23 protein-coding genes are annotated in these 26,611 nt (G+C 61.6%); 9 read left to right on the top strand and 14 right to left on the bottom strand.

The features are described from left to right. The first annotated feature begins 67 nt into the window (after window positions 1-67). Complete coding sequence (locus tag OKC40_RS02740; protein ID WP_270794037.1) at window positions 68-538, top strand: hypothetical protein; 471 nt, start codon at window positions 68-70, stop codon at window positions 536-538. Window positions 539-626: 88 nt separating this feature from the next. On the opposite strand, the gene OKC40_RS02745 is transcribed toward OKC40_RS02740, so the two are convergent. Further along, window positions 627-1,076 carry a PliI family lysozyme inhibitor of I-type lysozyme gene (locus OKC40_RS02745; RefSeq protein WP_270794038.1) on the bottom strand — a complete coding sequence of 150 codons (450 nt, stop codon included), beginning with the start codon at window positions 1,074-1,076 and terminating at the stop codon, window positions 627-629. Between the two features lie 58 nt (window positions 1,077-1,134). Beyond that, a complete protein-coding gene (locus OKC40_RS02750) occupies window positions 1,135-3,168 on the bottom strand; it encodes a M13 family metallopeptidase (protein WP_270794039.1) in 2,034 nt (677 codons plus the stop codon). 180 nt (window positions 3,169-3,348) lie between these two features. Between OKC40_RS02750 and tilS the strand changes: the two genes are divergently transcribed. Further along, window positions 3,349-4,707, top strand: coding sequence for a tRNA lysidine(34) synthetase TilS (gene tilS, locus OKC40_RS02755; RefSeq protein ID WP_270794040.1), 1,359 nt, complete (start codon window positions 3,349-3,351; stop codon window positions 4,705-4,707). 89 nt (window positions 4,708-4,796) lie between these two features. Here the strand turns inward: tilS and OKC40_RS02760 are convergent, their stop codons facing one another. Further along, window positions 4,797-5,699, bottom strand: coding sequence for a diguanylate cyclase domain-containing protein (locus OKC40_RS02760; RefSeq protein ID WP_111809220.1), 903 nt, complete (start codon window positions 5,697-5,699; stop codon window positions 4,797-4,799). A 118-nt stretch (window positions 5,700-5,817) separates the two neighbouring features. On the opposite strand from OKC40_RS02760, the gene OKC40_RS02765 reads away from it, so the two are divergent. Further along, window positions 5,818-7,770 carry a monovalent cation:proton antiporter family protein gene (locus OKC40_RS02765; RefSeq protein ID WP_270794041.1) on the top strand — a complete coding sequence of 651 codons (1,953 nt, stop codon included), beginning with the start codon at window positions 5,818-5,820 and terminating at the stop codon, window positions 7,768-7,770. Window positions 7,771-7,801: 31 nt separating this feature from the next. On the opposite strand, the gene OKC40_RS02770 is transcribed toward OKC40_RS02765, so the two are convergent. The 4 genes from OKC40_RS02770 to OKC40_RS02785 form a co-directional block, all read right to left on the bottom strand. Beyond that, window positions 7,802-8,947 (bottom strand): patatin-like phospholipase family protein, encoded by a 1,146-nt coding sequence (locus OKC40_RS02770; protein ID WP_075114155.1) that lies wholly within the window; start codon window positions 8,945-8,947, stop codon window positions 7,802-7,804. Between the two features lie 113 nt (window positions 8,948-9,060). Next, window positions 9,061-9,939, bottom strand: a complete 879-nt coding sequence (locus OKC40_RS02775) for an alpha/beta hydrolase (RefSeq protein ID WP_270794042.1) — start codon at window positions 9,937-9,939, stop codon at window positions 9,061-9,063. Between the two features lie 82 nt (window positions 9,940-10,021). Next, window positions 10,022-10,618 carry a TetR/AcrR family transcriptional regulator gene (locus OKC40_RS02780; protein ID WP_058052753.1) on the bottom strand — a complete coding sequence of 199 codons (597 nt, stop codon included), beginning with the start codon at window positions 10,616-10,618 and terminating at the stop codon, window positions 10,022-10,024. A 104-nt stretch (window positions 10,619-10,722) separates the two neighbouring features. Further along, window positions 10,723-11,367, bottom strand: coding sequence for a response regulator (locus OKC40_RS02785; RefSeq protein WP_005338467.1), 645 nt, complete (start codon window positions 11,365-11,367; stop codon window positions 10,723-10,725). A 170-nt stretch (window positions 11,368-11,537) separates the two neighbouring features. Between OKC40_RS02785 and OKC40_RS02790 the strand changes: the two genes are divergently transcribed. Further along, a complete protein-coding gene (locus tag OKC40_RS02790) occupies window positions 11,538-12,164 on the top strand; it encodes a glutathione S-transferase (RefSeq protein WP_270794043.1) in 627 nt (208 codons plus the stop codon). 75 nt (window positions 12,165-12,239) lie between these two features. Here the strand turns inward: OKC40_RS02790 and OKC40_RS02795 are convergent, their stop codons facing one another. The 5 genes from OKC40_RS02795 to OKC40_RS02815 form a co-directional block, all read right to left on the bottom strand. Beyond that, window positions 12,240-14,351 (bottom strand): alpha-amylase, encoded by a 2,112-nt coding sequence (locus OKC40_RS02795; protein ID WP_270794044.1) that lies wholly within the window; start codon window positions 14,349-14,351, stop codon window positions 12,240-12,242. 229 nt (window positions 14,352-14,580) lie between these two features. Continuing rightward, on the bottom strand, window positions 14,581-15,747 hold the full coding sequence (locus OKC40_RS02800) for a hypothetical protein (RefSeq protein ID WP_139708682.1): 1,167 nt from the start codon (window positions 15,745-15,747) through the stop codon (window positions 14,581-14,583). Continuing rightward, window positions 15,747-16,118, bottom strand: coding sequence for a GtrA family protein (locus tag OKC40_RS02805; protein ID WP_005338463.1), 372 nt, complete (start codon window positions 16,116-16,118; stop codon window positions 15,747-15,749). The genes OKC40_RS02800 and OKC40_RS02805 overlap by 1 nt, the downstream gene beginning before the upstream one ends. Then, window positions 16,115-17,134 carry a glycosyltransferase family 2 protein gene (locus OKC40_RS02810; protein ID WP_042657992.1) on the bottom strand — a complete coding sequence of 340 codons (1,020 nt, stop codon included), beginning with the start codon at window positions 17,132-17,134 and terminating at the stop codon, window positions 16,115-16,117. The genes OKC40_RS02805 and OKC40_RS02810 overlap by 4 nt, the downstream gene beginning before the upstream one ends. A 55-nt stretch (window positions 17,135-17,189) precedes the next feature. After that, on the bottom strand, window positions 17,190-17,735 hold the full coding sequence (locus OKC40_RS02815) for a hypothetical protein (protein ID WP_042058565.1): 546 nt from the start codon (window positions 17,733-17,735) through the stop codon (window positions 17,190-17,192). 323 nt (window positions 17,736-18,058) lie between these two features. Between OKC40_RS02815 and OKC40_RS02820 the strand changes: the two genes are divergently transcribed. The 4 genes from OKC40_RS02820 (at window position 18,059) to OKC40_RS02835 (ending at window position 21,407) form a co-directional block, all read left to right on the top strand. After that, window positions 18,059-18,823 (top strand): substrate-binding periplasmic protein, encoded by a 765-nt coding sequence (locus OKC40_RS02820; protein ID WP_270794045.1) that lies wholly within the window; start codon window positions 18,059-18,061, stop codon window positions 18,821-18,823. Window positions 18,824-18,915: 92 nt separating this feature from the next. Continuing rightward, window positions 18,916-20,400, top strand: a complete 1,485-nt coding sequence (locus OKC40_RS02825; protein WP_182939107.1) for a L,D-transpeptidase family protein — start codon at window positions 18,916-18,918, stop codon at window positions 20,398-20,400. 162 nt (window positions 20,401-20,562) lie between these two features. Continuing rightward, window positions 20,563-21,108, top strand: coding sequence for a DUF882 domain-containing protein (locus OKC40_RS02830; RefSeq protein ID WP_033136140.1), 546 nt, complete (start codon window positions 20,563-20,565; stop codon window positions 21,106-21,108). A gap of 47 nt (window positions 21,109-21,155) precedes the next feature. Beyond that, window positions 21,156-21,407, top strand: a complete 252-nt coding sequence (locus tag OKC40_RS02835) for a lipoprotein (protein WP_005338457.1) — start codon at window positions 21,156-21,158, stop codon at window positions 21,405-21,407. An 85-nt stretch (window positions 21,408-21,492) separates the two neighbouring features. On the opposite strand, the gene OKC40_RS02840 is transcribed toward OKC40_RS02835, so the two are convergent. Continuing rightward, window positions 21,493-22,107: a trimeric intracellular cation channel family protein gene (locus OKC40_RS02840; RefSeq protein WP_042058557.1), complete on the bottom strand. Its 615-nt coding sequence runs from the start codon at window positions 22,105-22,107 to the stop codon at window positions 21,493-21,495. Window positions 22,108-22,253: 146 nt separating this feature from the next. After that, window positions 22,254-23,018, bottom strand: a complete 765-nt coding sequence (cysZ, locus tag OKC40_RS02845) for a sulfate transporter CysZ (protein ID WP_042657995.1) — start codon at window positions 23,016-23,018, stop codon at window positions 22,254-22,256. 214 nt (window positions 23,019-23,232) lie between these two features. Here cysZ and OKC40_RS02850 point away from each other — a divergent pair, with 214 nt between their 5' ends. Then, a complete protein-coding gene (locus tag OKC40_RS02850) occupies window positions 23,233-26,607 on the top strand; it encodes an AAA family ATPase (RefSeq protein ID WP_270794046.1) in 3,375 nt (1,124 codons plus the stop codon). Window positions 26,608-26,611: the final 4 nt, after the last annotated feature.

Consider the following 26,611-nt stretch of genomic DNA (forward strand, 5'->3'; position numbering starts at 1 on the left):
GAGTGACGGCCAGATAGCATTGACAGCCAACCCGCCATACTCATGTTTCCACGGTTGGAGAGATATCATGCATAGCTTCAATAGACGACTGCTCTTGGTGACAACGATCCTGACGCTGACCGGTTTTGCCGGTTTCGCAACCGGCCAGACATTGCTCCCGCTTAATGGACAAAACGCCGAGCAAATTAAATCTGATGATATGGCCTGCCAAAATCAGGCGACCAGTACGACCACTCCGGCGACTGAGCAGCCTCAGGGCGGGCGGCTCGCTGGCGCGGTGAAAGGGGGGCTCGTCGGGGCTGCCGCTGCGGAGGTGCGCGGTAACCAGTATGAGGCTTACGACAGGCTCGATGACGATGTGCAGCAGGAGTATCGACAGGAGAATGCCCGGGATGCGGCCGCAGTGGGGGCCGTGATAGGCGGTCGTCACCAACGAAAAGAGCGACGTGCCGAACAGGTGGCCGCACCCGTGGCGACCACCTCTTCACAGGCTTATATCAGTTGCATGCAGGGCAAGGGTTACAGCGTCACCCCATAAACGTCTGATGGCGTGATGCTGTCGGCAAGCTCAGGCCCCGCCGGGGCCTGAGTCACCGATTATTGCGTCAGTTCTAATGCCAAGGGGCTCAGTCCTGCGGGCTCCTGAGCGCCTTGATCACATCCTCTTTGGGTTCCAGCTCCTTGACCTGATTGAAGATCTCCAGCTCCCCCTGCGGGCTGACGGTGTAGGCATCGGCATCCTGATAGCTGCCGCTGCCGGCGCTTTCGATGATGACCACCAGCTCGGGCTGTTTGTCGCCATTCAAATCGACCAGCTTCAGCTCCCGGATAAAGCCGTTGCGGGCCATCACCTTGCCATCCAGAAACTCATCCAGTGGGAACTCGGCGTTCTGGCCCGAATAGAGTCGCACGTCATAGCTGCCGATGGAGGCGGGTTCACCGGCCCCCTGCGCCACCCGAATCACCTGCCCGGAGGGGAGGGTCAGTTGCTTGCTAAATCCCTCTTCGGCTTGTGTTTGTGCTTGTGCCGCCAGCGGCAGGGTCAGCAGCCCTGCGATTATCAATGCTCTGTTCATCTTGGAACCTCTTGCTGTCTGTTGAGCGCGGGCTCCCGGGGAGCCCGCCGTGATGCTGTTACCAGATCTTCACCCGCTTCTGGGGCGGCAGATAGAGCTTGTCTTCCGGCTGGATATTGAATGCCTCATAGAAGGCGGGAATGTTCGGCACCACGCCGTTGACCCGGTACTCGGGCGGCGAGTGGGGGTCGGAGCGCAGCAGCATCTGCATCAGCTCGGGGCGATACATCCCCTTCCACACCTGCGCCCAGCCGAGGAAGAAGCGCTGTTCGCCGGTAAAGCCATCCAGCACCGGCGCCTCCTTGCCATCGAGTGACAGCTCGTAGGCCTTGTGGGCGATGGTGAGACCGCCCAGATCGCCGATGTTCTCCCCCAGGGTGAACTGGCCGTTGACGAACTGGCCGTTGATGGGCTCGAAGCGGTTGTACTGGGCCACCAGACGGCTGGTACGGAAGCGGAACTCCTTGAGATCCTGCGGCGTCCACCAGTCGCGCATCATGCCGTCGCCGTCGGATTTGGCCCCCTGATCATCAAAACCGTGGCCCATCTCGTGGCCAATGACCCCGCCGATGGCGCCATAGTTGACCGCATCATCTGCCGTCATGTCGAAGAAGGGGGGCTGCAAAATGGCCGCCGGGAAGACGATCTCGTTGTTGCTCGGGTTGTAGTAGGCGTTCACCGTCTGGGGCGACATGTGCCACTCGTCCCGGTCCACCGGCTTGCCGAGGCGCGCCAGACTGTCTGCGTATTCAAAGGCTTGCGAGCGTTGCAGGTTGCCGACCAGATCATCCGGTTTGATGGCGATGGCGCTGTAATCCTTCCACTTGTCCGGATAGCCGATCTTGGGGCGGAACTTGGCCAGCTTCTCGAGCGCCTGCGCCTTGGTCTCCGGCGACATCCAGTCCAGCTCTTCAATGCTCTGGCGATAGGCGGTGCGCAGGTTCTCCACCAGCTGCTCCATCCGCTCCTTGGCCGCTGGCGGGAAGTAGCGGGCCACATAGAGCTGGCCGACCGCTTCGCCCAGATGATCGTTCAGAACCCCGAGCGCCCGCTCCCAGCTGGCGCGCTGCTTGGGTGTGCCGCTCAGGGTGGTGCCGTAGAAGGCGAAGTTGGCCCGGTCGGTCTCGCTGTCGAGATAGGGGGCGTAGTCGGTCAGCAGTTGCCACTTGAGGTAGGCCTGCCAGTCGGCGATGGGGGTCTGGGCCATCACCTGATCCAGCGCGCTCAGATAGGTCGGCTGGCCGATGATGAGCTCCAGCTGGCCAGCAATGCCCGCGGCGTTCAGATAGGCCTGCCAGTCGAGATGCGGGGCGAGCCGCGCCAGTTCGCTGGCGGGGCGCTTGTTGTAGTTCTTCTCCCGATCCCGCAGGGCCACGTTGTCCCACTGGATGGTGGCGAGCCGGGTTTCGAGGGCCAGAATCCGTTTGGCCTTGCCGCTCGGATCAGATTCGCCGAGGCGGCTCAGCATGGCGGCGATATGCTGCTGGTACTTCTGGCGCATCGCCTGACTGTCGGGATCCTGCTTGAGGTAGTAGTCCCGATCCGGCAGCCCCAAGCCCCCTTGGTAGAGGTAGACCGCATAGCGGTCGGGGGACTTGGCATCGGCGTCGATCCAGATGCCGAACGGTGCGCCGCCGCCCATGCGACCCGACTGGGCAAAGGCGCGGGCCAGCGCGGCCTGATCACCGATCCGATCGATATCGGCCAGCGCCGGTGCCAGCGGGGTGAGCCCCTTGGCGTCACGGCTTGCCTGATCCAGATAGCTGGCGTAGAGATCGCGGATCTGCTGGGTCGGCGTGCCGGTGGCAGCCTCCTGCTTGGCCAGCCCCTCGACCAGCACCCGCACATCGGCGAGGGATTTGTCCCGCAGCATGTAGAAGGCGCCATCGGCGGGGCGATCGTCGGGGATCTTGGCGGTGGCGAGCCACTTGCCATTGACGTAGCGGAAGAAGTCATCGCCGGGTTTGACCCGGGTGTCCATATTGGCCAGCGCCAGCCCGGAGTGTTTGGCGGATTCTTGCGGTGCCTGACTGCAGCCAGCCAGCAGGGCCAGTCCAATCAGGCCGGCCAGTAAGCTCTTCTTATTGTTCATCTTGTTTGATTCCAATTCGGGTTGTTTGCTTCCCTGCCCATCTTCCTTGCTCCAACCGGTTGTGCGACCGCCTTGCGGCCAGCCTGGTGGAGGGGGCGGGCGAGCCTCACTCTAGCAGCAGGGTTGCAGCTTGATAAGCCCGACTCTGCTAAGATCGGCCGGTCCGTTTTGGGGAAGCCTATGATTTCTCATCTTTATTCTCGCTTTTGTCTGACTATGCCAGCGCCGGAAGGTTCCACCGGTTTGCTGGTGGCCTTCAGTGGCGGTCTCGACTCCACCCTGCTGCTGGTGCTGGCGGCGCAGTATGCCCGCGAGCACGGCCTGCCACTTCGCGCCCTGCACGTGCACCACGGCCTCAGCCCCCATGCCGATGAGTGGGTCGCGCACTGTGAATCCGTGTGTCAGCAATTGGCGGTGGAGCTGCTGGTCGAGAGGGTGACTTTGACCCGTGGCAATGGCGAGAGTCTGGAGGCACAGGCCCGCACAGCCCGTTACCACCGGCTGACCGCCCGGATGCGAGAGGGGGAGTGGTTGCTCACCGCCCATCATCAGGACGATCAGCTGGAGACCCTGCTGCTGGCCCTCAAGCGCGGCGCCGGACTGCGCGGGCTGGCGGGCATCTTGCCAAGCCAGCCCTTTGCCGGCGGCCTGCTGCTGCGGCCGCTGCTCGATATCAGTCGCGCCGAGCTGGCCGAGGCGGCAGCGAGCCTCCCCTTTGGCTGGGTGGAGGATGAGAGCAATCAGGATGTGAGCTATGACCGCAATTTTTTGCGCCAGCAGTTGATCCCCCAGCTCAAGGCGCGCTGGCCCGCCATGGCCCAGACCGCGGCGCGCAGCATGGCCCTGTGCGCCGAGCAGGAGGCGCTGCTGGAGGAGCTGGCCGAGAGCGACTGGCAGCTGGCGGGCGAGGGGGAGGCGCTCCATATCGGCCCGCTGCACGCCCTCTCACCGACCCGGCGCAACAACCTGCTGCGCTACTGGATCCGCCGTCAGGGGGGCGAGATGCCATCCCGCGAGCAGCTTGCCCGGCTGTGGCAGGAGGTAGCGCTGGCGCGCGGCGATGCCAATCCCCAGCTCAACTGGGGGCGCCAGAGCTGCCGCCGTTTTCAGGAACGGCTCTATCTGGTGAGTCCTGACCTGCAACCCTGCCATCAGCATCTGTCGCTGATTGTGGGCGAGCCGCTGACCCTGCCGGACGGGCTGGGTGAGCTAGTGGTGCGCATGGCGGAGCACGGGGAGGGGCTGCTGCGTGTCCCTCGGCAAGATGAGCCACTTTCGGTGCGCTTTCAGGTGGCGCCGGGGATCCCCCTTAAACCGGTGGGACGGGGCGGCAGTCGGCGGATGAAGAAGCTGCTGCAGGAGTATGGCGTGCCCTCGTGGCAGCGGGGGCGCATCCCCATCCTCTACTATGGCGAGCAGGTGGCGGCGGTGGTGGGGCTCTTTGTCTGCGACGGTTTTATGGCACAGGGGGCCGGGCTGGTGTGCCACTGGCAGGGGAGCGGTGCGGCCCCCATCCTGCCCGAGCAGGATCTCGCCTGACTTGATATCTCTGTGAGCGGGGGCTAGCCCCAAAAAAAGAAGCTCCGGTCACATGGCGCGCATGTGCCGGAGCAAAGAAGAGTTCGGGATTATTCGAGAAGGCCGGCCTTGCCGGCTTTTTTACGGGCGTAGAGGTGACTGTCGGCTGCTTCATAGAGGCTCTGCACATCGACCCCGGATTGCCAGCTGGCGGCGCCAAGGCTGCAGCCGACCGAGAAGGTGCTGAGCTCCTTGTTGGTCATCAACATATGCTGCAGTCGCAGCCAGACCGGGCGCCACGCCTCGGGTTCGGCCGGTTGCAGCAGCAGGGCAAATTCATCCCCCCCGAGCCGGAAGGCTTGATCCGTACTGCGGATACACCCCTTGAGCAGCTGGGCGAAGCGGCTCAGCACCAGATCCCCCACCGGATGGCCCCAGGTGTCATTGATCTGCTTGAAGCGATCGAGATCCAGCAGCACCAGCACCAGACCGTGGGGCTCGCGGCTATGCTGCTCGATGGCGCGGCCGATGGCCTCGTCAAAGTAGGAGCGGTTGCCAAGGCCGGTCAGGTGATCGAGCCGGACCAGCTGATCCAGTTTTTCCAGCCGCAGATAGAGGGGCAGCAGCAGGCAGAGCAGCTGATGGTATTGCATCAGTACCCGTTGCTGGCTGCCGCTCAGCGGATGCTCCAGCTCGTAGTGGAGCTGGCCGAGCAACTGGCCGTGCTGGCCGCGCAGTTCGAACGGATAGTTGTGCAGGTTGAGGGTGGCCAGCGGCGGGTGCTGGATCAGCACATGGGGCTGGCCGCAATCGAGGTAGAGACCGTGGATCCTGACAATTCTTGCCGCACGATCGGCAAAAGTTGTCAGCAAACCGCCGAGATCGCTCTGCCCCAACAACTGCTCGAGCAACTGGTTGCGTTCAACGCTGGGCAACGGTGTGAGCCGCTCCATCTGGCGAACCCACTGCTCGATGCCATGGCTAAAGCCATTAAGTGACGACGTATTTTCCATGGTCTTCCACCTGTAACACCTGACTACTGTCTCCTCCCTGCAATTGGCATGCCCAATATATCTTTCCTGACCGCCAGTTCGGCTGACTAGACTTAAGTCGATAAAAGGAGAGGGAAATTTGTACACCGACCTGTTGATCCTGCTGTTCGCCGCCGTGCTGCTGGTGGCAACTTTCCGGCGCCTCGGCTTGCCGGTGATCCTCGCCTACCTGATTGCCGGCGTGTTGCTCGGCCCCCACGGGCTGGCGGTGATCACCGGCCAGTCGATCATGCAGACCATTGCCGAGCTCGGGATCGTCTTTCTGATGTTCTCGCTGGGGCTGGAGTTCTCCCTGCCGAAATTGCTGGCGATGCGCCGGTTGGTGCTGGGGGTAGGGATGTTGCAGGTGCTGCTCACGTCACTGCTCTTTTTCGCCATCGGCTGGTGGTGGGGGCTGGGTCTGGCCCAGTCGCTGGTGGTGGCGGGGACGCTGGCGCTCTCCTCCACGGCGGTGGTGATCAAGCAGCTCGGCGAGCAGAAGCAGCTCCATACCCGCCGGGCCCAGCTCGGGGTGAGCGTGCTGCTGTTTCAGGATCTGGCGGTGGTGCCCCTGCTGGTGATGATCCCGATCCTCGCCCAGCCGGAAGTACAGGGGAGCGCCCTGGCCGCCGAGATCGCCTGGGCCACCCTCAAGGGGTTGTTTGCCTTGCTCACCCTGCTGGCGGTGGGCAAGTGGTTGCTGCCGCTGCTGTTTCACGAGGTGGCGCGGGCCCGCTCCGATGAATTGTTTGTGCTGAGCGCCCTGTTGGTGGCGCTGCTCGCCGCGTTCATGACCCATTCGCTCGGGCTGTCGATGGCGTTGGGGGCGTTTCTGGCGGGGATGATGCTGGGGGAGTCCCACTACCGTCATCAGCTGGAAGTGGACATCAAGCCCTTTCGCGACGTGCTGATGGGGCTCTTTTTTATCACCATCGGCATGGCCATGGATTGGCAGCTGGTGGCGCGGGCATGGTGGCAGGTGCTGATCTGCGTGCTGTTGCTGGTGCTGTGCAAATCCCTGCTGGTGCTGCTGGCCGGGCGGCTGATGGGGGAGCGCAAGCGTGACAGCGTGGCCGCAGGCATCATGTTGAGTCAGGTCGGCGAGTTTGGCTTTGTGCTGCTGGCACTGGCGCTCCACCACGGCCTGCTGGATCAGCAGCAGGTCTCCCTGCTGATCGGCATCGGCATCATCTCTATTGCCATGACCCCCTGGCTGGTGACCCAGGCCCATTCGCTGGCCCGAAGCCTCACCGATCCGGCGCTGCTGACCCGCTCCGAGGTGGCCCAGTCAGGCCTGAGCAAAAACCAGCACGTCATCATCGCCGGTTTTGGTCGGGCCGGGCAGACCTGTGCCCGTTTTCTCAAGATCGAGGAGATCCCCTTTCTGGCCCTCGATCTGGACCCCGAGCGGGTGAGCGAGGCCAAGCAGGCAGGAGAGCAGGTGGCCTTCGGCGATGCCAGCCGCCGCGATATTCTGCTGGCCGCCGGGCTGTTGCGGGCGCGGCTGGTGATCATCACCTTCGATGATCGCAAGCGGGTGGAGGCGATGCTGGCGCTGATCCGCGCATTGGCGGGGGAGCTCAAGGTGCTGGTGCGTACCCGGGACGACAGTTTTCTGGAGCAGTACAAGCAGGCGGGGGCGTTTGAGGTGATCCCCGAATCCCAGGAGGGGGCCCTGATGCTGGTCTCTCACCTGCTGCTCAACTGCGATATTCCTCTCGGGCGAGTGATCCGCCGGATGGAGCACGAGCGCAGCAGCCAGTATCGCTTCTTGCACGGCTTCTACTGGGGGGATCAGAGCGCCAGCAATCTGGAGGCTGATCAGCTGCTTGAACGCCTCCATCCGCTGTTGCTGCACGATCAGGCGTGGGCGGTCGGCCATGAAGTGCGCGAGTTGCCGCTCGATGAGGTGCGGATCAAGGAGGTGCAGCGTGGGGATCTGAGTCTGGAGCCCAGACCCGAGCTGGTGCTGGCGGCTGGCGATCGGCTGATCCTGTTTGGTACCGTGGTGGCGATGGAGCAGGCGGAGCAGCGTCTGCTGGAGGGGCACTGAGTCCCCTCGCGCTCATCGATCACGCCCTCGTTTACTCCCGCTCTGTTGGTTGCCCCTCGATATCGAGAAAGGCGGCGACCCGCTCCCGCTCCTGGAGGGTATCCCGATAGCCCAGCTTGATCAGCTGCTGGCAGTAACCCGGATAGAACATCAAAAAGCTGGCCAGACTGCTGGTCTCATCCCCCTTCACGCCCAATACCCGCAACAGGCGGCGCAGTTGCAGTGGCAGCTTGCGCAGATAGGCCAGCGCCATGGTGTCGAGATCCTGACTCGGTTTCAGCACGCAGGTTTCCACCCGTTTCAGCTTCAGGCGGTTGCGCTCCCGCTCCGGGATCAGGTCCAGGGTCTGGTTGATGCGCCACAATCGCTCCAGATCGGAGTTGAGGGTGTCGGTAAAGACGGTATCGAGCAGATGGCTGGCGATATTGGAGCTGGTGAGGTGGCCGTGGTGATGAGTCGGTGCCGAGTGCTCGGGTGGATCCAGGGTGATCAGCAGGATCCGCTCCGCCCCCAGATGGATGGCGGGGCTGAGCGGGCTCAGCTGGTGGATGGAGCCGTCGCCGTAGAACTTCTCGCCGATCCGGGTGGCCGGAAAGACAAAGGGCAGCGCCGAGGAGGCGAGCAGATGTTCCGATGTAAGCACGGTGCGCACCCCGCGCCGTCTCGCCCGTTCCCACGGATGGTGCTCGGCCCGCCCCTGAAAGAAGGTGGTGGAGAGACCGTCATCGTAATCCGATGCCGTGATGGCCAGCGCCTCCAGACTGCCGTAGAGGATGTTGTCATCGATGCGGTGATAGTCGATAAGCTGATCCAGCAGGCGGTGCAGCGGCGCGTTGTCAAAGAGGTGAAAGGCGTGGTTGGTGTGGGGATTGATCAGCCCCGCCGAGCCTTCGTACATCAGCCGCCACAGTAGCCGACCGGGGTGAAAATCGAAGATGTGGTGGGTCTCGAAACGGCGCCAGACCCACTCCAGCTTGCGCACCCCCAGATGAAAGCAGGAGGCGTAGCAGGCCAGCGCGGTGACATTGATGGCCCCCGCCGAGGTGCCACACAGGATGGGAAAAGGGATGCCGAGATTGCGCGGGTAGAGCTCCGCAATCGCCTTGAGGGCGCCGACCTGATAGGCGGCGCGAGCACCGCCACCGGTGAGCAACAACGCTGTATTGGGTCTGGCCATATGCTGGCGCCTTATTGTTGGCCCGAGAGGGGCGTTCCCACTGACAAGTTAACTATAAGGCGCTGTATCAAATATAAAAACGGGCGCTCGCCCGTTTTTTTCATGGCCCCCGGTCAAAGAGCACGATGAGGATTTTCCGGCCGCGCCAGCTGATCGAAAGCGGCAAATACCGGGGCGCTGGCGAGGATGCGGCCGTGGCCCAGACCCCGGGTGCTCACCAGCCGGGTATGACCATCCTGACTGGCCCGCAGGGAGTCGTCGTGAGGGGCAAATCTGTCCTCCTCGTCGTGCACGATTATCGCCGCGCCGTTGCGGCTGGCGAGCCGACCCAGCGGATCGACCGTGCTCAAGGGGTGTTGGTACTCCTGTTCAATCTCCTTGACCACCGCATCGAACAACCGGATGGAGTAGCCGGAGCGCGCCACCATGCCGTAGAGCTGGGGCACATAGTCGAGCACCGGCGAAATCAACAGCAGCGGCAGGGCATCGATACCCGGCTGACGGCTGGATAGAGTGACGGCGCCCCCCATGCTGTGGGCGATGACCCCGTGCAGCGGGCCCACTTCGCTGGCCAACCTGGTCGCCAGCTCGTCGAAGGCGCGCACGAAGCGGGGCAGGTGGCCGGTGTTGCCTGCGCTCTGGCCGTGGGCCGGATGATCGTAGGCAATGGCGGTGAAACCCTGCGCGGCGATATGGCTCATCAGCGGATAGAACTGGCTGGCGCTGCCGGACCAGCCGTGCATCAGCAGCCACAGTGGCCCCTGACCGAGCCGATAGCTGATCAGCGTCCCTTCGCTGGTATGGACGGCCTGTTTCACCAGACCGGCAGGTTCGCTGCCATTCCGCTGGTTGCGCTGGGGGGTGAGCAGCAACTTGCTGGCGGTACGCTTGGCATGGCTGGGGGCTAATCTGTGGTGCAACCGGGTGCCGATCCCCAGCAGCCATTTGCTCGGGCTGAAGCGGCGGGTGTTGAAGTAGATCTTGCTGCTCATGGTCATCCTGTGGTTTTTATGTGCGAACGGTCGTGCTTTTTTATCGGTTTTTAAAAAGTCGTGTTGAACGGATGCCAAAACATCAGCGCCAGCTGCTCAGCAGAGCGTCCACTTCGGGCCAGAAGTGGCGGGCCGGATCCTGACACAGTTCGAGGTCGTTGAACACCTGATCCGCCAGATAGAGGCCATAGAGGCGGTAAACGGCGCGCCAGGGATCCATCTCCTGTCGCCACTCGCCTGCGGCCTGACCCTGCACCACCTGACGGGCCAGATAGTCGAGCCAGAAGCGCACCAGCTGACGGGCGGCTTGCTGCACCTGGCTCTCTTGCTCATGGCCATCCTGCGCCGAGGTCCAGGCGTCGAGGAACATGCAGCGACCGGCGAAGCAGTGGTTCCAAGCCTGCCAGGCGCGCAGCAGGGCGATCAGCTTGTCATGCTGGCTCTGGTGCTCCTGCTGGCGCACCGGCTGGATCACCCGCAGCCGGAACACCTCGGCGGCGTACTCCAGCACGGCGATCTGCAGATTGTCGCGGGATTGAAAGTGGGCAAACAGGCCGCTTTTCGACATCTCGCAGGCGCTGGCCAGCGAGCCTATGGTCAGGCTCTCCAGCCCTTGCTGGCTCGCCTGCTCAAAGGCAGTCTGCAAAATGTTTTCCCGGGTCAGGCGCCCCTTGCTCATCACTCTCTCCTCGTTGGCGCTGGCAGCATAAAGTACGATCGTGCTAATTGTCGAGCAACAAATAGCCAGCATGACTGGCTATGTCGTCTCGCTGCGCGCGGGTTTCAGCTCTCCTTGATATCGAGCTGTTGCAAGGCGATGACCGCCTGAGTGCGGTTTTTGACCCCGAGCTTGCGGAAGATGGCGGTGATATGGGCCTTGATGGTCGCTTCGGAGACGTTGAGTTCCCAAGCGATCTGTTTGTTGAGGCTACCATCACGCAGCATGATCAGCACCTTGTACTGCTGAGGGGTGAGGCTGGCCAGCTTGCTGGCGAAATCGGGCCCATCTTCCGATTCGGGATGAAGCGAGATGCCTTCTGGCACCCAGTTATCTCCCCCGATCACCGTATTGAGGGCGTTGACCAGCTCCTTCATCGGCACCGATTTGGGAATAAAGCCGAGCGCCCCGAGCCGCAGCACCTGCTGGATGATGGCCGCATCTTCCGAGGCGGAGACCACCACGATGGGCAGGTCGGGATACTGGCCGCGCAGGTGGGCCAGCCCCTCGAAGCCATTGGCTCCGGGCATCTTGAGATCGAGCAGCAACAGGTCCACCTCGGGGTGCTCGCCGAGCAGGCTGGTCAGGCTGTCGATGGAGTCCGCTTCCAGCAATTGAGCGTCGTTGATGGCCATGTGCACCGCTTGGTAAAGGGCGCCCCGAAACAGGGGGTGGTCATCTGCGATGACGATGGTAAATTGGCTGTCCATATTTCGGTTAATGGCTCACATTGTTGCTAACTGATTGTTTTGAAAAATCAAACTAGCATCGCTCACCAAGAGGGTCAAACCCGCCGGTGCGCAAATGTGAAGCGACCATCGGATGTGTTGCCATCAGGGCAGACCGATTGGTCGCAGGCAACTCATGCAGGAGGCAAGAGATGGGATCCTTGGTATTGACGGTGGGCACCGGCTCCACCTGGGCGATGCGGGCGGCACTGGTGCTCGCCATGAGCGGGCTGACGTGGCAGGAGCAGGTGTTCGATCTGGAGGATGCCAAGTCGCTGGCGCGACTCAAGCGGTTGGCACCGGCCGGTCTGGTGCCCTGGCTCGAACACGATGGCGTGCGGGTTCACGACTCGCTGGCCATCGCCGAATATGTTTACGAGCTCTGTCCCGACCGTCAGCTCTATCCGGTGTCACTGGCTGAGCGGGCACTGGCTCGCAGCCTCTGCGCCGAGCTGCACGCCGGATTTCGGCAGATCCGTTCTCTGCTCCCCTTTTTCCTTGGGGCGCCAACCCGTATCGATCCTCCGGTGGAGGCGGTCGGCGAGCTGGCCCGTTTGCAGGAGCTCTGGTCGCAGGCGCGGGGCCCCTTCTACTTTGGCGAGGCGGGCATTGTCGATGCCTTCTATGCGGTGATGGCCTATCGGCTGGCCAGCTACGGCATCCTGTTGCCCGGTCAGGCCGGAGTCTATCAGCAGGCGCTGCTGGCTTGGCCCCTGTGGCAGGAGACCCTGCTCAAGGCGCGGTTGCAGTGGCCGGTGGCGGCGCGCCAGTCACAGTGAGGCATGGCAGATGGATAAACGAGAGAGGGGAGCCAGTGGCTCCCCTCTCTGTTGCTGGTGAAGGTGGCTTCGGGGTTACTGCTGCCGACCGGCAAAGACCACGACTACCTTGTCATCCCCCTTCTCCCGTACGAAGGCGTAGGGAGCATCCGAGAGTTTCTGATGGCTGCCTGCAGCCACTGCCGGATGGGCGGCGCGGAACTGGCCCAGTTGCTGCCAGTGCGTGACCAGCTCAGCCTTGTCTCCGCTGGCCAGCTCCTGCCAGTTCATGTCGGAGCGCAATGCCTGATCGAACACGCCACCATCCTTGGCCAGCCCGCGGCCTGACTCATCGCCGTAGTAGAGCTGGATGCCGCCCGGCAGCAGCATAAAGCTGTTGGCGACTCTGCGTTGCAGCGGCACATCCTGATAGTCGCCGAAGAACAACTTGGTGTCGTGGGAGCTGATATAGCTCAGCACGTTGAACTCGGGATCCTGATTGATGCGGCTGGCGTAGCTGGCATAGGTGGGCTCGGCGCCCGCCATGCACTGGGCCTGGGGCAGGGCAAACTCGCGCTGATAGTCGAAGTTGATCAGCGAATCGAAGCCGTTCTGATACCAGAAATCCTTGGCGACCCCGTGATCCCACACCTCGCCCACCATGTAGAAGGGCAGAGCGTCGAGGGCCTTGTCCGGGTTGGCGGCCTTCCACTCCTTGAGCGCAGTGGTGCCCGCCTGTTTGAGCTTGGCCCATACCTCGGGCTCCAGATGTTTGACGGTGTCGGCTCGAAAACCGTCGATGCCAAAGCGGCGCACCCAGTCGGTGTGCCAGGCGATCAGGTAGTCGCTCACGGTAGCGTCGGGCAACGCCTTGGCCTTGGTATCTTTTTTCGCCGCCAGCAGCGGCGGCAGCCCTACCTGTTTGGTCGATTCAGTGAGAAAGTCCGGCAGCCCTGCCACCGAGCCGGTGACATCGTCGGTGCCGGGCTGCGGGTAGCCGGGCAGACCGGCACGCACCCAGTCACCACTCCACCACTTGTTCCACGCTGGCGATTGATAGTCGATGAACTGGTTGTAGCCATGCCAGTTGAGGCCGCCGCTCGGGCGCCACTGGTTCCAGACGGCCGGCAGCTTGCCGCTGTTCTGGGTCAGCTCGGTGAGCCCCAGATCCTGCAAGTCGGCGAGGGTAGCGTAACCGGCATGGTTCATCACCACGTCGAGGATGATCCGCATGCCGCGCTTGTGGGCCTCGTCCACCAGAGTTTTCAGGCTCTCTTCATCGCCATAGTTGGGATCGATCTTGGTGAAATCCAGTGCCCAGTAGCCGTGGTAGGCGTAGAAGGGGAAGTTGCCCTGCTCACCACCGCCGATAAAGCCGTGTACCTGCTCCACCATGGGGGTGATCCAGATGGCGTTCATGCCGAGGCTCTTGATGTAGTCGAGCTTGGCGGTCAGCCCCTTGAAGTCGCCGCCGTGCCAGGTGGCCACCTCGTCCTGACCATCCTTCTGGCGGCCGAAGCTGTGATCATTGGCGGGATCGCCGTTGTGGAAGCGGTCGGTCAGCAGGAAGTAGACGCTCGCCTGATCCCAGCTGAACGGCGCTGGTTTGGTTGCCTTGACCGGTTCGAGCAGCAGCAGGCCGCCGCTCTCCTTGCTCGGGGTCAGAGTGAGCTTGCCCTGTTTGACCACAGCCTCCTGTTTCGAGTAAGCATCCCGCAGTCGGGTGCCGTCGGGCCAGACCCCTTGCAGGGATACCGTGACCGGGCCGCCATCCCAGCTGATGCAGGGTTCTTGTGGTGGCTGGCGTTTGAACTCGCTCTTTTTGGTCGCCCGCAGCACCTTGAGGCTGGGGGTATCCGGGTTGAAGGTGAACTGATACTCCCCTGCCAGCATTACTCGCAGGGTAAAGCTCTGCTCCTTGCTGCATTTTTCCATCGGCTGGGCGGTGCCGAAGGGGAGTGGCTTGCTCTCGCTCGGGCCAAAGCTGGTGCCGCAACTGTTGCCTGCGTCGCTGATGCGGATCTGGTGGCTCCCCTTGGCAAGGGGATGGGTCAGCTCCACCGTGCCCTTGTCCAGCGCGATCGGGGTCGCTATCGGCTGACCATCCACATAGAGGTGAACCTCGGGGGCGGCCATCGCCTGTGGGGTGAACAGAGGGGCGGCCAGCAGGGCAAGCCAGAGAGAGGATAAGTTGGGAGCGCGACGCATAAGCCATTCCTTGAGCAGGGCAGTTCGGACAAGGGCCCATTCTAGGAGCAGCAAAGCGCGCCTTGGATCGGCAAAATGCCGATTTGTGACATCAGTTCAAATGGTTACGTTTTCAAGCCGAGGAAAGTGTGATGGGGGAGGAGGTGGGACGCACAGTCGATAAAGATAGCGGCTATAAAAAATGCCGGTCAGGTGACCGGCATTTGGTGTGTCAGGCATCGTCATCACATCAGACGGTGAAGAACTTGAAGTTGACGAAGGCCACCGCGATGAAGGAGGCAACCATGCCGCTGATGCAGAGCACCGCCGGGCGGATGGCGGGCCAGCGATGAGTCAGCAGAATGATGGCCAGCAGGGTCGGGTAGAGTCCGAACATGTAGCGCGGCATGGCGTTGAGGCCGGTCATCAGCGGAATGGTGCAGCAGATGAACATCAGGGTCGCCTCGGCCCAGCGCTTCTGGCTGAACAGGTAGCCGTTCAGACACCAGCCGAAGATCACCATGATGGAGAGGTAAGCCTTGCGACCGCCCAGCTCGAAACCGCTCAGCCACCAGTCCAGCGGGCTGTCCATATAGCGACCCCAGGCCACCTGAATGTGCTTGAAGGCCATCGCATCACCGGTCAGATGATAGAGGTAGAGCATGTAGGCAAACAGGCCGAACGGGATCATCCAGAGGGTGAACACCACCTTGAAGGCGCGCTCGGTGAAGCGGAAAAACTCCCGCCAGCCATAGGCTTGCAGTGCCAGGATCAGCACCGGGAACACCATCATCACCCCCAGGTTGCGGGTACCGGAGATACAAACCCCCAGCACGGCGACCATCAGCCACTGTTCCCGATAGGCGAACAGGAACATCCCCAGCATCAGCGCCATAAAGGTCGACTCGGTATAACCGGAGACGAAATAGGCAGAGAAAGGGGAGAAGGCGAGCAGCCAGACGCCGAAGCGGGCGGTATCGTCACCCAGCTTGAGCTGACGCAGCACCAGCAGCATCAGCGGCAGGCTGGCGAAGAAGGAGGCGTTGGCCACAATGATGAGGCCGATCAGGCTCTCGACATTGAACAGGTTGGAGATGGCACCGGAGACCATCGGGTAGAGCGGCATAAAGGCCCAGTTGGCCGCATTGCCCTTGCTCAACCAGCGCGGGTAGAGGTCGTAGCCGTTTTCGATGATGCGCTGGAACCAGACGCAGTCGAACTGGCAATAGGCCTGCAGCGGGCCGATATCGGGGGAGCCATAGAGCTGGACACCGAAGTAGCCCATGCCATACAGCGCTATCCGACTCAGCATGAAGGCGGCGATGATCATCAGCCAGTCACGGCCACTGATGCGCAGTGACGGGCGATAGGGCTGTGCAGCCCCGGTGAGCGGGGCAGTATTGGTCATATCATTCATCAGGCAAAAACCCAGACGCGAGAGAGAACGTAAGTGAGGACGGTAACGGTCAGGGTGGCGATGACCACCGGCAGCAGACCGGAGAGCCCCGCAAACAGCAGGCCGCTCAGGATCAGGTTACGCACCGCCAGCGAGAAGAGGGCGACCAGCAGAAACTTGCTGGCGGCTCCCTGCTTCTGGAAGGTGATGTAGCGGTGACCAAAGAAGGAGAACCAGAACGCGATGGCAAAGGCCAGCGTGGTAACCAGGTGCTCCGAGATGGTTGGCCAGGTATGAAACAGTGCGATGGAGGTGCCAAGGTCGACGAGGGTGGCCCCCCCGCCGACAAAACCGAAACGTACCAGCCGCCAGAATTCCTCGCGGGAGATCATTGCGGCGCTTGCTCCTGCTGCTCTTGGGGATTGCTTTCAGCGTTCTGCGGTTTGGCCGCATCCTGCTTGGCATACTGGCCATAGACCCCTTCAATGAGGTAGACCGGACGCTGTTTCACTTCCACGAACATGCGGCCGATGTACTCGCCGATGATGCCGAGCGACAACAGCTGGATACCGCCGAGGAACAGCACCACGGACATCAGGGAGGCGTAACCGGGCACGTCGATGCCGAAGAAGACCACCTGGGTCACGATCTTGAGGATATACAGGAAGGCGACGAAGGAGACGCCGACACCCACATAGCTCCAGACCCGCAGCGGCCAGCTGGAGAAGCTGAGCAGACCGTCGAGGGCGAAGTTCCACAGTTTCCAGTAGTTGAACTTGGTTTCACCGGCGTGACGGGCCGGGCGCTCGTAGGGGACGCCAACGGCACGGAAACCGGCCCAGGCAAACAGACCCTTCATGAAGCGGTTGCGCTCCGGCAGCAGCTTGATCGCTTCGACCACGCGACGGTCGATCAGGCGGAAGTCACCGGCGTTCTCCGGCAGCTTGGTGCTGGTGGAGAGGGCGTTGAAGAAGCGGTAGAAGCCACCGGCCGTCACGCGTTTCATCGGGGTATCGGCGCTGCGATCGACACGGATGCCGTAGACGGTGTCATAGTCACCGGTCTGCCACAGTTTGACGAATTCCAGGATCAGGGCGGGGGGATCTTGCAGATCCACGTCCATCGGCACGATGGCGTCCCCTTTGGCCTGATGTAGACCGGCGGTCAGGGCGGCTTCTTTACCGAAGTTGCGTGCCAGGTTGACCAAGGTCACGCGCGGGTCGCGGGCGATGGCCTGCTCAACCACTTCACGGGTGCGGTCACGGCTGCCATCGTTGACGAATACAATTTCAAGCTGGTCTTTCAGCGGGGCCAGTTCGTTGTCTATCGCGTTGATGAAGGCATCGATGCTCTCTTCCTCGTTGTAAACGGGAACGACCAGAGAGAGTCGAAAATCTGGATGCGACATAAGAACGTCCTTATTTGGGATAGTTGTTTTTATAAAATGGTATTCGGGGCAAGGATCATTGGGCTACGGTCAAACGTACCGACTGCACATTGATCGGGGTCGGGGCCGAGAGCGCCAGAAAATTGGGGTGCTTGGGGTCTGCCGTGAGCGAGTCACCGGGCAGACTGAGACGGATTTCGTTGATACCCGCCTTGGCCAGTTTCACCGTGGTGGTGAAGTCGTGACCCAGCGCCACCTTCAACAGGGCTCCGGCTTGCGGGCTGTTGATGCGGGCGTGTACGGTGAGCTGATCCGGATTGGCCGCCTGTTTGGGCAGCACGAAGTAGAGACCGCCCTGACCGCTGAGCAGGGTGCCTTCATCGCTCGGCTTCTTGGCCCAGCCTTCGCTGGAGAGGAAGCGGCTAGGCTTGGTCAGATTGAGCTCGTTACCCGGCTGATAGGTCATGCTGGAGTTGTGTTCCCAGAAGCGGGTTTTGCCTTCCAGATAATAGAGTTTGTAGGCCAGGCTCACGTTGGGGTGAGCAGCCAGATAGAGGGTGTAAAGATAAAAACCGCTTAACGCCAGAATGGCAGTCAAAAAACCGAACTTTTTGTACGTCATATCACTCTCTACGCCTGACAGAATTGGTAGGCCGATGTCGCGCATATGCTAATCCAATTGCAAAAAAAGCATAGTGGATCACAAAAAAATATTTGGTCACATATTAACCCTTTTTTCCCCCTGTTCCAAACGTTGCTGTTTGCTGGTCAAACAAGGCTGGCGGGGCGCAAGTCGCCAGTGGCAAAGGGCGCTCCGGCAGGGCGTTTGGCAGATAGAGATGCTTTGCTGCGTCATTTTCTAGCGGATGCGATAGTCAGCTGGCCTCTATCGCCATTTTGCAGGGGGCGATTTATGATGACTCACCTTTTCGTCAAGGATGACCTATGAAGTGGCTCTCGCTCTCTCTGCTGTTTGGATTATGGGCGCCAATGGCCTTTGCCAAGGCGCTTTGCCCCGAGCCCATTCAGGTCGGTTACGATAACTGGCCCCCCTACCATTACTATGAGTCCGACTCACCGCAACAGGTGCGCGGTTATGCCGTCGAGGTGCTGACGGCCGTGCTCACCGCCATGCATTGCAAGGTCAACTATGTGGAGCTGCCCTGGAAGCGGGTACTGCACGAGATGGCGTTCGGCGAGATAGATATGGCAATGGAGGCGAACATCAACGATGAGCGCGCCCGTTATGCCTGGTTTTCCGACGCCTATAACCCGGGACGCACCTTGCTGTGGGTCAGCAAGGGCAGCCACTATCCCGAGCAGGATCTGGCGAGCTGGCTGGCCAAGGGGTACTCCCTCGGCGTCACCAAAGAGTACTTTTATGGGGATGAGGTAATGTCGCTGCTCGGCCGTTATGCCAAGCAGGTGAGCGCGGTGAGCGACAAGCAGAATTACGAGAAGCTGGCCCGCGGGCGCATCGACGGTTTCCTTGGCGACATGCTGGCGACACCCAGCGCCCTTAACAAGGAGGGGCTGAGTAGTCAGTTTGTTGCTCATCCCATGGTGGTGTATGAATCGCCGAGCTTTTTCATGTTTAGCAAGCGCAGTTTTTCGCCGCAGTTCTTGCAACAATTCAACCAGAGGTTAGCCGCGTTCAAGGAGACGGATGCCTATGACATTATCTGGCAACGTTATGGCCCCGGGCGCTAGCAAAGTATTGGCCGTTCACGCATCATGAGCGGCCTGAGCATCGGGTCTGCCGGTCAGGCCTGACAGAGTGAACAAACCGTTTTGAGGTATTCATGGGGATGAAGTATTGGCTGGCTCTTGCCAATCTGGTGTGGCTGGGATGTTTGCCCGCCGGCGCGGTACATGCGACCGAAGCACAAGTAGTGGTGGCGGCCAGTGAAACCGGGCATGACTGGTATCAGGGCCGTCGGGCCGAACAGGCCCGTGTCGAGCTGGAGCAGCAGTTGCAAGAGGCTGTGCTGGCTCAGCTGCACCCCGATTTTTTCACCTTGTGGAAGCGCCTGCAGGCCGCCCCTGCCGCCAAGCGTGGCGCCATCTATGATGACATTTTTGCCAAGCTGAGCCGTTTCCAGCATGCCTGGCGGGGGATGGATCTGGTCTCTCGCGAGCAGATGAAGACCCTCAAGCTCGATTTGAATCGCCCTGTGGTGACCAAGCCCGGCAGTGGTGACCTGCTCACCCAGGTGAAATCCCTGCGCCCCCAGGTGGCGGAATACGAGGCGGTGCGGGCCAAAGTGCACAAGCTGCTGGCGATGCCGATGGCCAGCAAGTGGCCGACCCTTGATATGCCGACCCTGCGGGCCGGAGAGAGCGCCGCCGAGCTTGGCCAGATCCGCGCCATGCTCAACGAGCTGGGCGACAGTGCCCCGAGCCATGGTGATCTGATTTACGATGGCGATACCGAGCAGGCCATCAAACAGTTCCAGCGTCGTCACGGCCTCACCGCTGATGGCATCATCGGCCGTCAGACCCGTTCCTGGCTCAATACCGGCCCGCAAGTGCGCGCCAGCCTGCTGCTGCGCAACCTGTGGCGTCGTGATCTGGTGGATCAGCTTGCCGCTGGCCGCTACGTGCTGGTCAATATTCCCGACTACCGCCTGAGCGTGGTGGAGTCCGGCAACGAGGTGTTCACCAGCCGGGTCATCGTCGGCAAGGAGCAGCGGGCCACTCCCATTCTGGCCAGCGAAATTCGCTCCATCGTGCTCAACCCCTCCTGGCATGTGCCGCGCTCGATCCTGAGCAAGGACATTCTGCCCAAGCTGGGCCGTGATCCTGCCTATCTCAATCGCGAGCAGTTCGAGGTGATCGACAGCGAGGGCAACCCGGTGCAGTTCACCGAAGAGGGGTGGCATCAGGCGCTGGCTGCCGGTTTCCCCTATCGCCTGCGGCAAAAACCGGGTGATCACAATGCCCTGGGGCGCTACAAGTTCTACCTGCCCAACAATGACGCTATCTATCTGCACTCCACCCCGCGCAAGGCGCTGTTCGAGCAGGGGGCGCGCGCCTTCAGTTCGGGCTGCATCCGGGTGGAACATGCGGACGATCTGGCCGAGCTGTTGCTGGCCGATTCCCGCTATCAGCCGGACAAGGTGGCCAATATCCTCAAGGAGAGCCAGACCAAATGGTTGCCGCTCACCACGCCGATCCCGGTCTTTACCGTCTACTGGAGCAGCTGGATCGACGAAAATGGTCGCCAGCAACTGCGCAACGATATCTACGGATTTGATCGGGTCAGCTTCCAGAGCCGCCTGCTGTGATCCCAGCCACAGAGTGAAAAGCCCGGCCTGTGCCGGGCTTTTCTATGGGCGATTGAGGTTTGACAGGGCCCCCCGCCGGAGGGTAGTTTCAAGCGCCTGTATGACATTCACTCAGTGAGCTTATTCACCTTTTCGCTTGAATCTGCGATGGACGAACCCCTTATGCTGGAACAAGAGATAAGTCGACGTCGCCTGTTGTTGGGAGCCGGTTGCCTGCTGGGCAGCTCGCTGATCTCCTTCCCTGCACTGGCAAGCCGCAGTACCACCGGGCGTGAACTCAGTTTCTTCAATCTCAATACCGGCGAGCGGGTGCGCGCCAGCTATTGGGAGAACGGCCACTATCTGAGCGACGGATTGGCCGAGCTCAACCACATCTTCCGCGATTACCGGCGCAATGAAGTGTTCAACATCGACAAGAAGCTGTTTGATCAGCTGTTCCTGTTGCAGCACAAGCTGGGTCGGCGCAGCGAAATTCAGCTGATCTCCGGCTATCGCGCTCCGGCCACCAATCGCCAGAAGCGTCACAAGAGCCGCGGCGTGGCCAAGCACAGCTACCACACCCTGGGGCAGGCGGTGGATGTGCGGATCCCCGGCGTACAGCTGGCTCATCTGCGCAAGGCGGCCCTCAATCTCAAGGTGGGTGGCGTCGGCTACTATCCCCGTGACAACTTCGTTCACCTCGATACTGGCCCGGTTCGCAGCTGGTAAAGGGGTTGGCAAGCTGCCAAGCTCTTCCCACCAGTGAGGAGATAGCGATGAAAAAGATAGTGATTGGCGGCCTGATCGCCCTGTTGTTGACCGGTTGCAGCAAGCTCAACCGTGAAAATTACGACCAGTTGAAGATGGGGATGAGTTACGCCGAGGCCAGCACCATTCTGGGCAAGGCGGAGCGTTGTGATGATGCCTTGGGCACTACCAGCTGCCTCTGGGGCGGGGAAGGGAAGAACATCAAGATCCGCTTTATCGCCGACAAGGCGACCTTCTTCAGCTCGGAAGGGATTAACTGAGTTGCAGACCGTCCATGAAAAAAGCGCCGCTCGGGCGCTTTTTTGTTGCTCGCAATCCAACCTGCCTCGCCAGAAGCTGGCGTACTCAGTGGGTGGCGTACTGGTAGTTGAAGGTGGGCAATCCCCACTTGAAGCGAACCGCCAGCAGCCGCAGCACAAAGCCGATGCCGATGGCGCCGAAAGCCGCCCAGTCGTTGGGCAGGCCCTGATCCAGTGCCAGACAGTAGAGCGCGGCGGTGATCAGCGAAATGGCGGCATAGAGCTCGCGGCGAAACACCAGCGGAATGCGCTGGCAGAGCAGATCCCGCAGGACGCCGCCGAAGGCCCCCGTCACCACTGCCATGATGCAGGCAATACCGGCACCGTGGCCCATATCCAGCGCACGAGCCGCGCCGAAGATGGAGAAGACCACTAGCCCCAGCGCATCGAGCGCCATGAACAGCTTGCCGAGATAGCGCATCAGGGGGGCGGAAACCACCCCCGCCATCGCAGCGGCGGCAACCAGCAGCACATATTCCGGATGCTCAATCCAGAGCAGCGGATAGTGGCCCAGCAGCACATCGCGAATGGTACCGCCACCGATGGCCGTCGCCGAGGCGATGATCACCACCCCAAACAGATCCATCCGTCGCCGACCCGCGGCCAGCGCGCCGGTCATCCCTTCGGCCACCAGGCCCACCAAGAAGAGTGCATGTAACATGAGATATCCCAGGGAACGAGAAAGGCACGCATCCTACCAACTCGTGTCATATGGGACAAGCGTTCGAATACATGCATTAATTTAATTCATGCTAAATGCGAAAAAGGCACCGTTTCGGGTGCCTTTTTCTAATCAATGTTCAAGGATTAGCGGCCTAACTGCTGCTGCCGGTAGTGATCGACCCACATGGCGGTGGCGCCACAGATGGCAACCGGCATCACAAAGAGGTTCACCACCGGAATGGCGGAGAAGAGGGTGACCAGGGCGCCGAAGCTCAGGCACTTGCCACGGCGCTGCTTCAAGGCATCGCGCATGGTGATGAAGCTTATCTTGTGGTTGTCGAACGGATAGTCGATGTACTGGATCGCCATCATCCAGGCGCTGAACAGGAACCAGAGCACCGGCGCCAGGGTCTGGCCCACCACCGGGATCAGGAACAGGATCAGGCAGCCGATGGCCTTGGGCAGGTAATACTTCAGCTTGGTCCATTCGCGGCCGAAGGTGCGCGGCACATCCTTGACGATATCCAGCATGCCGCTGTCATTGGCGGGTTGGCCGGTGAGGATCTGCTCTACTTTCTCCGCCAGCAGGCCGTTGAAGGGGGCGGCTACCCAGTTGGCGACCGAGCTGAAGATAAAGGAGAACACCACCAGGATGGTGATGAGGGCGATGGGCCACAGCAGGTAATCCAGCCAGTCGAGCCAGGCGGGGATCTGCTGATGGAGCCAGGCGAACAGGCCGTCGAGCTGCAGCAGCAGGGCGTAGAAGGCCCCGGCGAACAGCACGAAGTTGACCAGCAGGGGGATCAGCACAAAGGTGCGGATGCCCGGTTGGCGAATAAGGGAAAACCCGCGCAGGAAGTAGTCTGCACCGCTGATTGAATCTTTGACCATATGGGGTGATTGGCTCATGTGAGCTCCATCTATGCATGGGAGAACTGCCAGCATATTACAAACAAGCCTTTGATTTGGTAAAGTCGCCGACTATTCCTTATTTCGTGCCGTGGCGACTGAAAATCGGGCATTGGATGGGGATGATGCCTGCATATTACAAACAAAGCCGGGTCTGGATTTGGTAAAATCCCCTGCCCGCCTCCTCTTTATTTAGCCACTGATACAGGTCGCCATGCGTCTGAAACTGATCAAACTCGCCGGCTTCAAGTCGTTCGTCGAGCCGACCCGCATCGAACTGTCGGCTGACATGACTGCCGTGGTGGGCCCCAATGGCTGTGGCAAATCCAACGTCATCGATGCGGTGCGCTGGGTGCTGGGGGAGAGCTCCGCCCGCCATCTGCGCGGCGAGAACATGACCGATGTCATCTTCAACGGCTCCATTAACCGCAGTGCGCACGGGCGCGCCTCGGTCGAGCTGGTGTTCGACAATCCCCACAACCGGGTGCCCGGCGAGTTCGGCCGCTTTACCGAGATCTCGGTGCGCCGCGAAGTGCTGCGTGACGGCACCAACCACTATCAAATCAACGGCCAGAAGTGCCGCCGCAAGGATGTCACCGACCTCTTCCTCGGCACCGGCCTTGGCCCCCGCAGCTACGCCATCATCGAGCAGGGCACCGTCAGCCGACTGGTGGAGTCACGCCCGGCCGACCTCAAACTCTTTATGGAAGAAGCGGCCGGGGTCTCCCGTTACAAGGAGCGGCGCCGCGAGACCGAGCAGCGCATTCGCCACACCCTGGAGAACCTGGAGCGGCTCGGCGATATTCGCGGCGAGCTGGGCTCGCGCCTTGACCACCTCAAAGCCCAGGCCGAGACCGCCGAGCGCTACAAACAGCTCAAGAGTCGTTCGCGCGCCGCCCGCGCCGAGCTGATTGGCTCCGAGTTGTGGGCGCTGGAGACGCGCCTTGGCGAGGCCAAAACCGAACTGGCGCAGGCCGAGCAGGCGCTGGCGGCGCTCGATGCCAAGCGCACCGCCGATGAGGGGCGCCACGTCACCCTGTCGGTCGCCAGACAAGAGGCGCAAGCCGAGCAGGCGAGCCGCCAGCAACAGATTTTTCTCGGCGGCCAGGCCATCGCCCGCCTCGAACAGCAACAGCTGCACCAGAGTGAACTGGGGCGTGACTGGCAGGCCCGTGCTCAGGCGCTGGGCGAGCGGATCGCTACCCGCAAGGCGCAGCTTGCCAGCCAGCAGGATCAGCTGGCCGAAGGGGTATTGCGCGCCGAGCAGGAGAGCGCCCGGCTGGAGCAGTGTGAGCAGTTGCTCACCGAGCAGCAGGAGGCCCGCCAGCAGGCCAGCGAGGGGCTGGAGCAGGCTCGCCTGCGCCAGCAGCAGTGGCAACAACAGTTGGCCGGGTTGCAGGGGCAGCTCAACCAGACCCGCACCCGCTTGGGTGGCCTGCAGGAGCTGCAAGCCAAGACCCGGCTGGCCCGTCTCAAGCTGGAAGATGAGCGAGCGGGCCCCCTCGGCGCAGAGGCCGACGATCTGCAACCGGCCCTCGATGATTTGAGCGGTCAGCTGGAGCTGACGCGGGCCGCCACTGGCGAGCTGACCGAGCAGCTGGCGCAGGCAGTCGATGCCCATGAACAACTCAAGCAGCAGCATGGCCAGCAGCTGAGCCTGCAGCGGGAGTTGGAGGCGCGGCTGGCGACCCTGGATCAGATCCTCGGGGAGCAGATGAAAGGGGCGACCCTGGCCGATCGGCTGCAGGTTGCCCCCGAGTGGGCAACGGCGCTCGATAAAGTGCTCGGCCGCTGGCTCATCGCGACCCCGGCGGACGAGTGCAATCTGGCGCAAGAGGGACTCTGGATTGGCCCGGCGCAACCGGCGGTTGCCGGTACCCTGGCGGCGCAACTGGGCGGCGAGCACATTCCCGCCTTTCTCAATGCCATCTGGCTGGTGGAGAGCCGGGAGGCGGCATTGGCCCGCCAGCCAAGCCTTGCGGCCGGTGAGTCGGTACTGACTCCTGCTGGCGACTGGCTGGGGCCAAACTGGGCAGATCTGGGGCAGGGCGCGGCGCTTGGCACCATGGCGCTGCTCGGTGAGCGTGAGCGGTTGCATACCGAGCAGGAGAAGGTTGCCGCGGGGCTGGCGCAGCTGAGTGAGCAACTTGTGGCTGCCGATGCCCGGCGTGCCCAGCTTGCCAGTGCGCAGGAGTTGTCGCAGCGAACCTTGCGCGAGCAAGAGCAGAAATGGCAACAACTGCGCGAAGCCTGGATCCTGCAACAGGGTCAGCGCCAGGAGCGGTTGCAGCGGCTCGGTCAGCTCGGCGAAGAGCTGATCCGGCTCGATCAGGAGCAGGCCGAAGAGGCACAGCGGCTGGCCAGCGCCCGTGAGCAACTGGAGCTCGATGAGGCGCGCCTTGCCGAGTTGCAGGAGCAGGGGGAGCCGCTGACACAAGCGCTGCAGGTCGCTCAGGATCAGCTGACCCGCTGCGAGCGGGCGGTCGACGAGGCCCGTGTGCGCCGCGAGCAGCAGCAAGCAGCCTGCCAGCGTTTGCAACTGGAGCTGGGCAATCTGCGCCAACTCATTACTCTGGGTGAAGAGGAACTGGCGAGGCTCGGACTGGAGCTGGCCGGGCTGAAAGGGCCGGATAGCGAGGCGGTGCCGGATCTGGCGCCCCTGCTGGCCGAGCAGCGCAATCTGGAGGCGCAGCAACTCGCCTGCCATCAACGGCTGACCGAGCTGGAGCGCCAATTGAGCGAGCTGGATCAGGCCAGAAGTGCCGATCACAAGCAGCTGGTCGTATTGCAGGAGAAGCTGGCAACCCTGCGCCTTGAGCGCGAACGCAACCTCACCCGTCGACAGGGACTGCACGAGCAGTTCGAAGAGCTGGGGGTGAGACTGGTGGATCTCGATCAGGCGGTGCTGATCGCCGCAGATCGCAGCAAGCTGCGCCAGGAGATCCAGACCCTGGAGGCGCAAGTGGAAGCGCTTGGCGCCATCAACCTGGCGGCGCTGGAGGAGTATGAAGAGGCGAAAACCCGGTCAACCTATCTCGAAAATCAGTGTCAGGATCTCGAGCAAGCACTGGAAACCTTGAGCCAAGCCATTAAAAGAATTGATAAAGAGACACAAATACGGTTCCGGGACACTTTCGATAAGGTCAACGAAGATTTAAAATCCCTGTTTCCAAAAGTGTTCGGTGGGGGCAGTGCCTGGCTTGAGTTGACCTCCGATGATCTTTTGGAGGCCGGAGTGAGCATCATGGCGAGACCTCCGGGTAAGAAGAATGCTACCATTGCCCTGCTTTCCGGGGGGGAGAAGGCGTTAACCGCGCTTGCGCTGGTTTTTGCCATCTTCAGACTCAACCCAGCACCTTTTTGTCTGCTGGATGAGGTGGATGCACCGCTCGATGAAGTGAACGTCGGTCGCTTCTGTTCTCTTGTCAAAGAGATGTCGAGCACAGTACAGTTCGTTTACATCAGTCATAATAAGGTCTCCATGGAGATGGCTGAGCAGCTGGTTGGCGTCACGATGCAAGAGCCCGGGGTTTCTCGCATTGTGTCGGTCGATATCGGTGAAGCCGTCGCTTTGGCTGAGCAAAACTAGAAAG

Origin of the sequence: Aeromonas sp. QDB11 (assembly GCF_027705265.1) — a bacterium.
Classification (GTDB): Bacteria; Pseudomonadota; Gammaproteobacteria; order Enterobacterales; family Aeromonadaceae; genus Aeromonas; species Aeromonas allosaccharophila.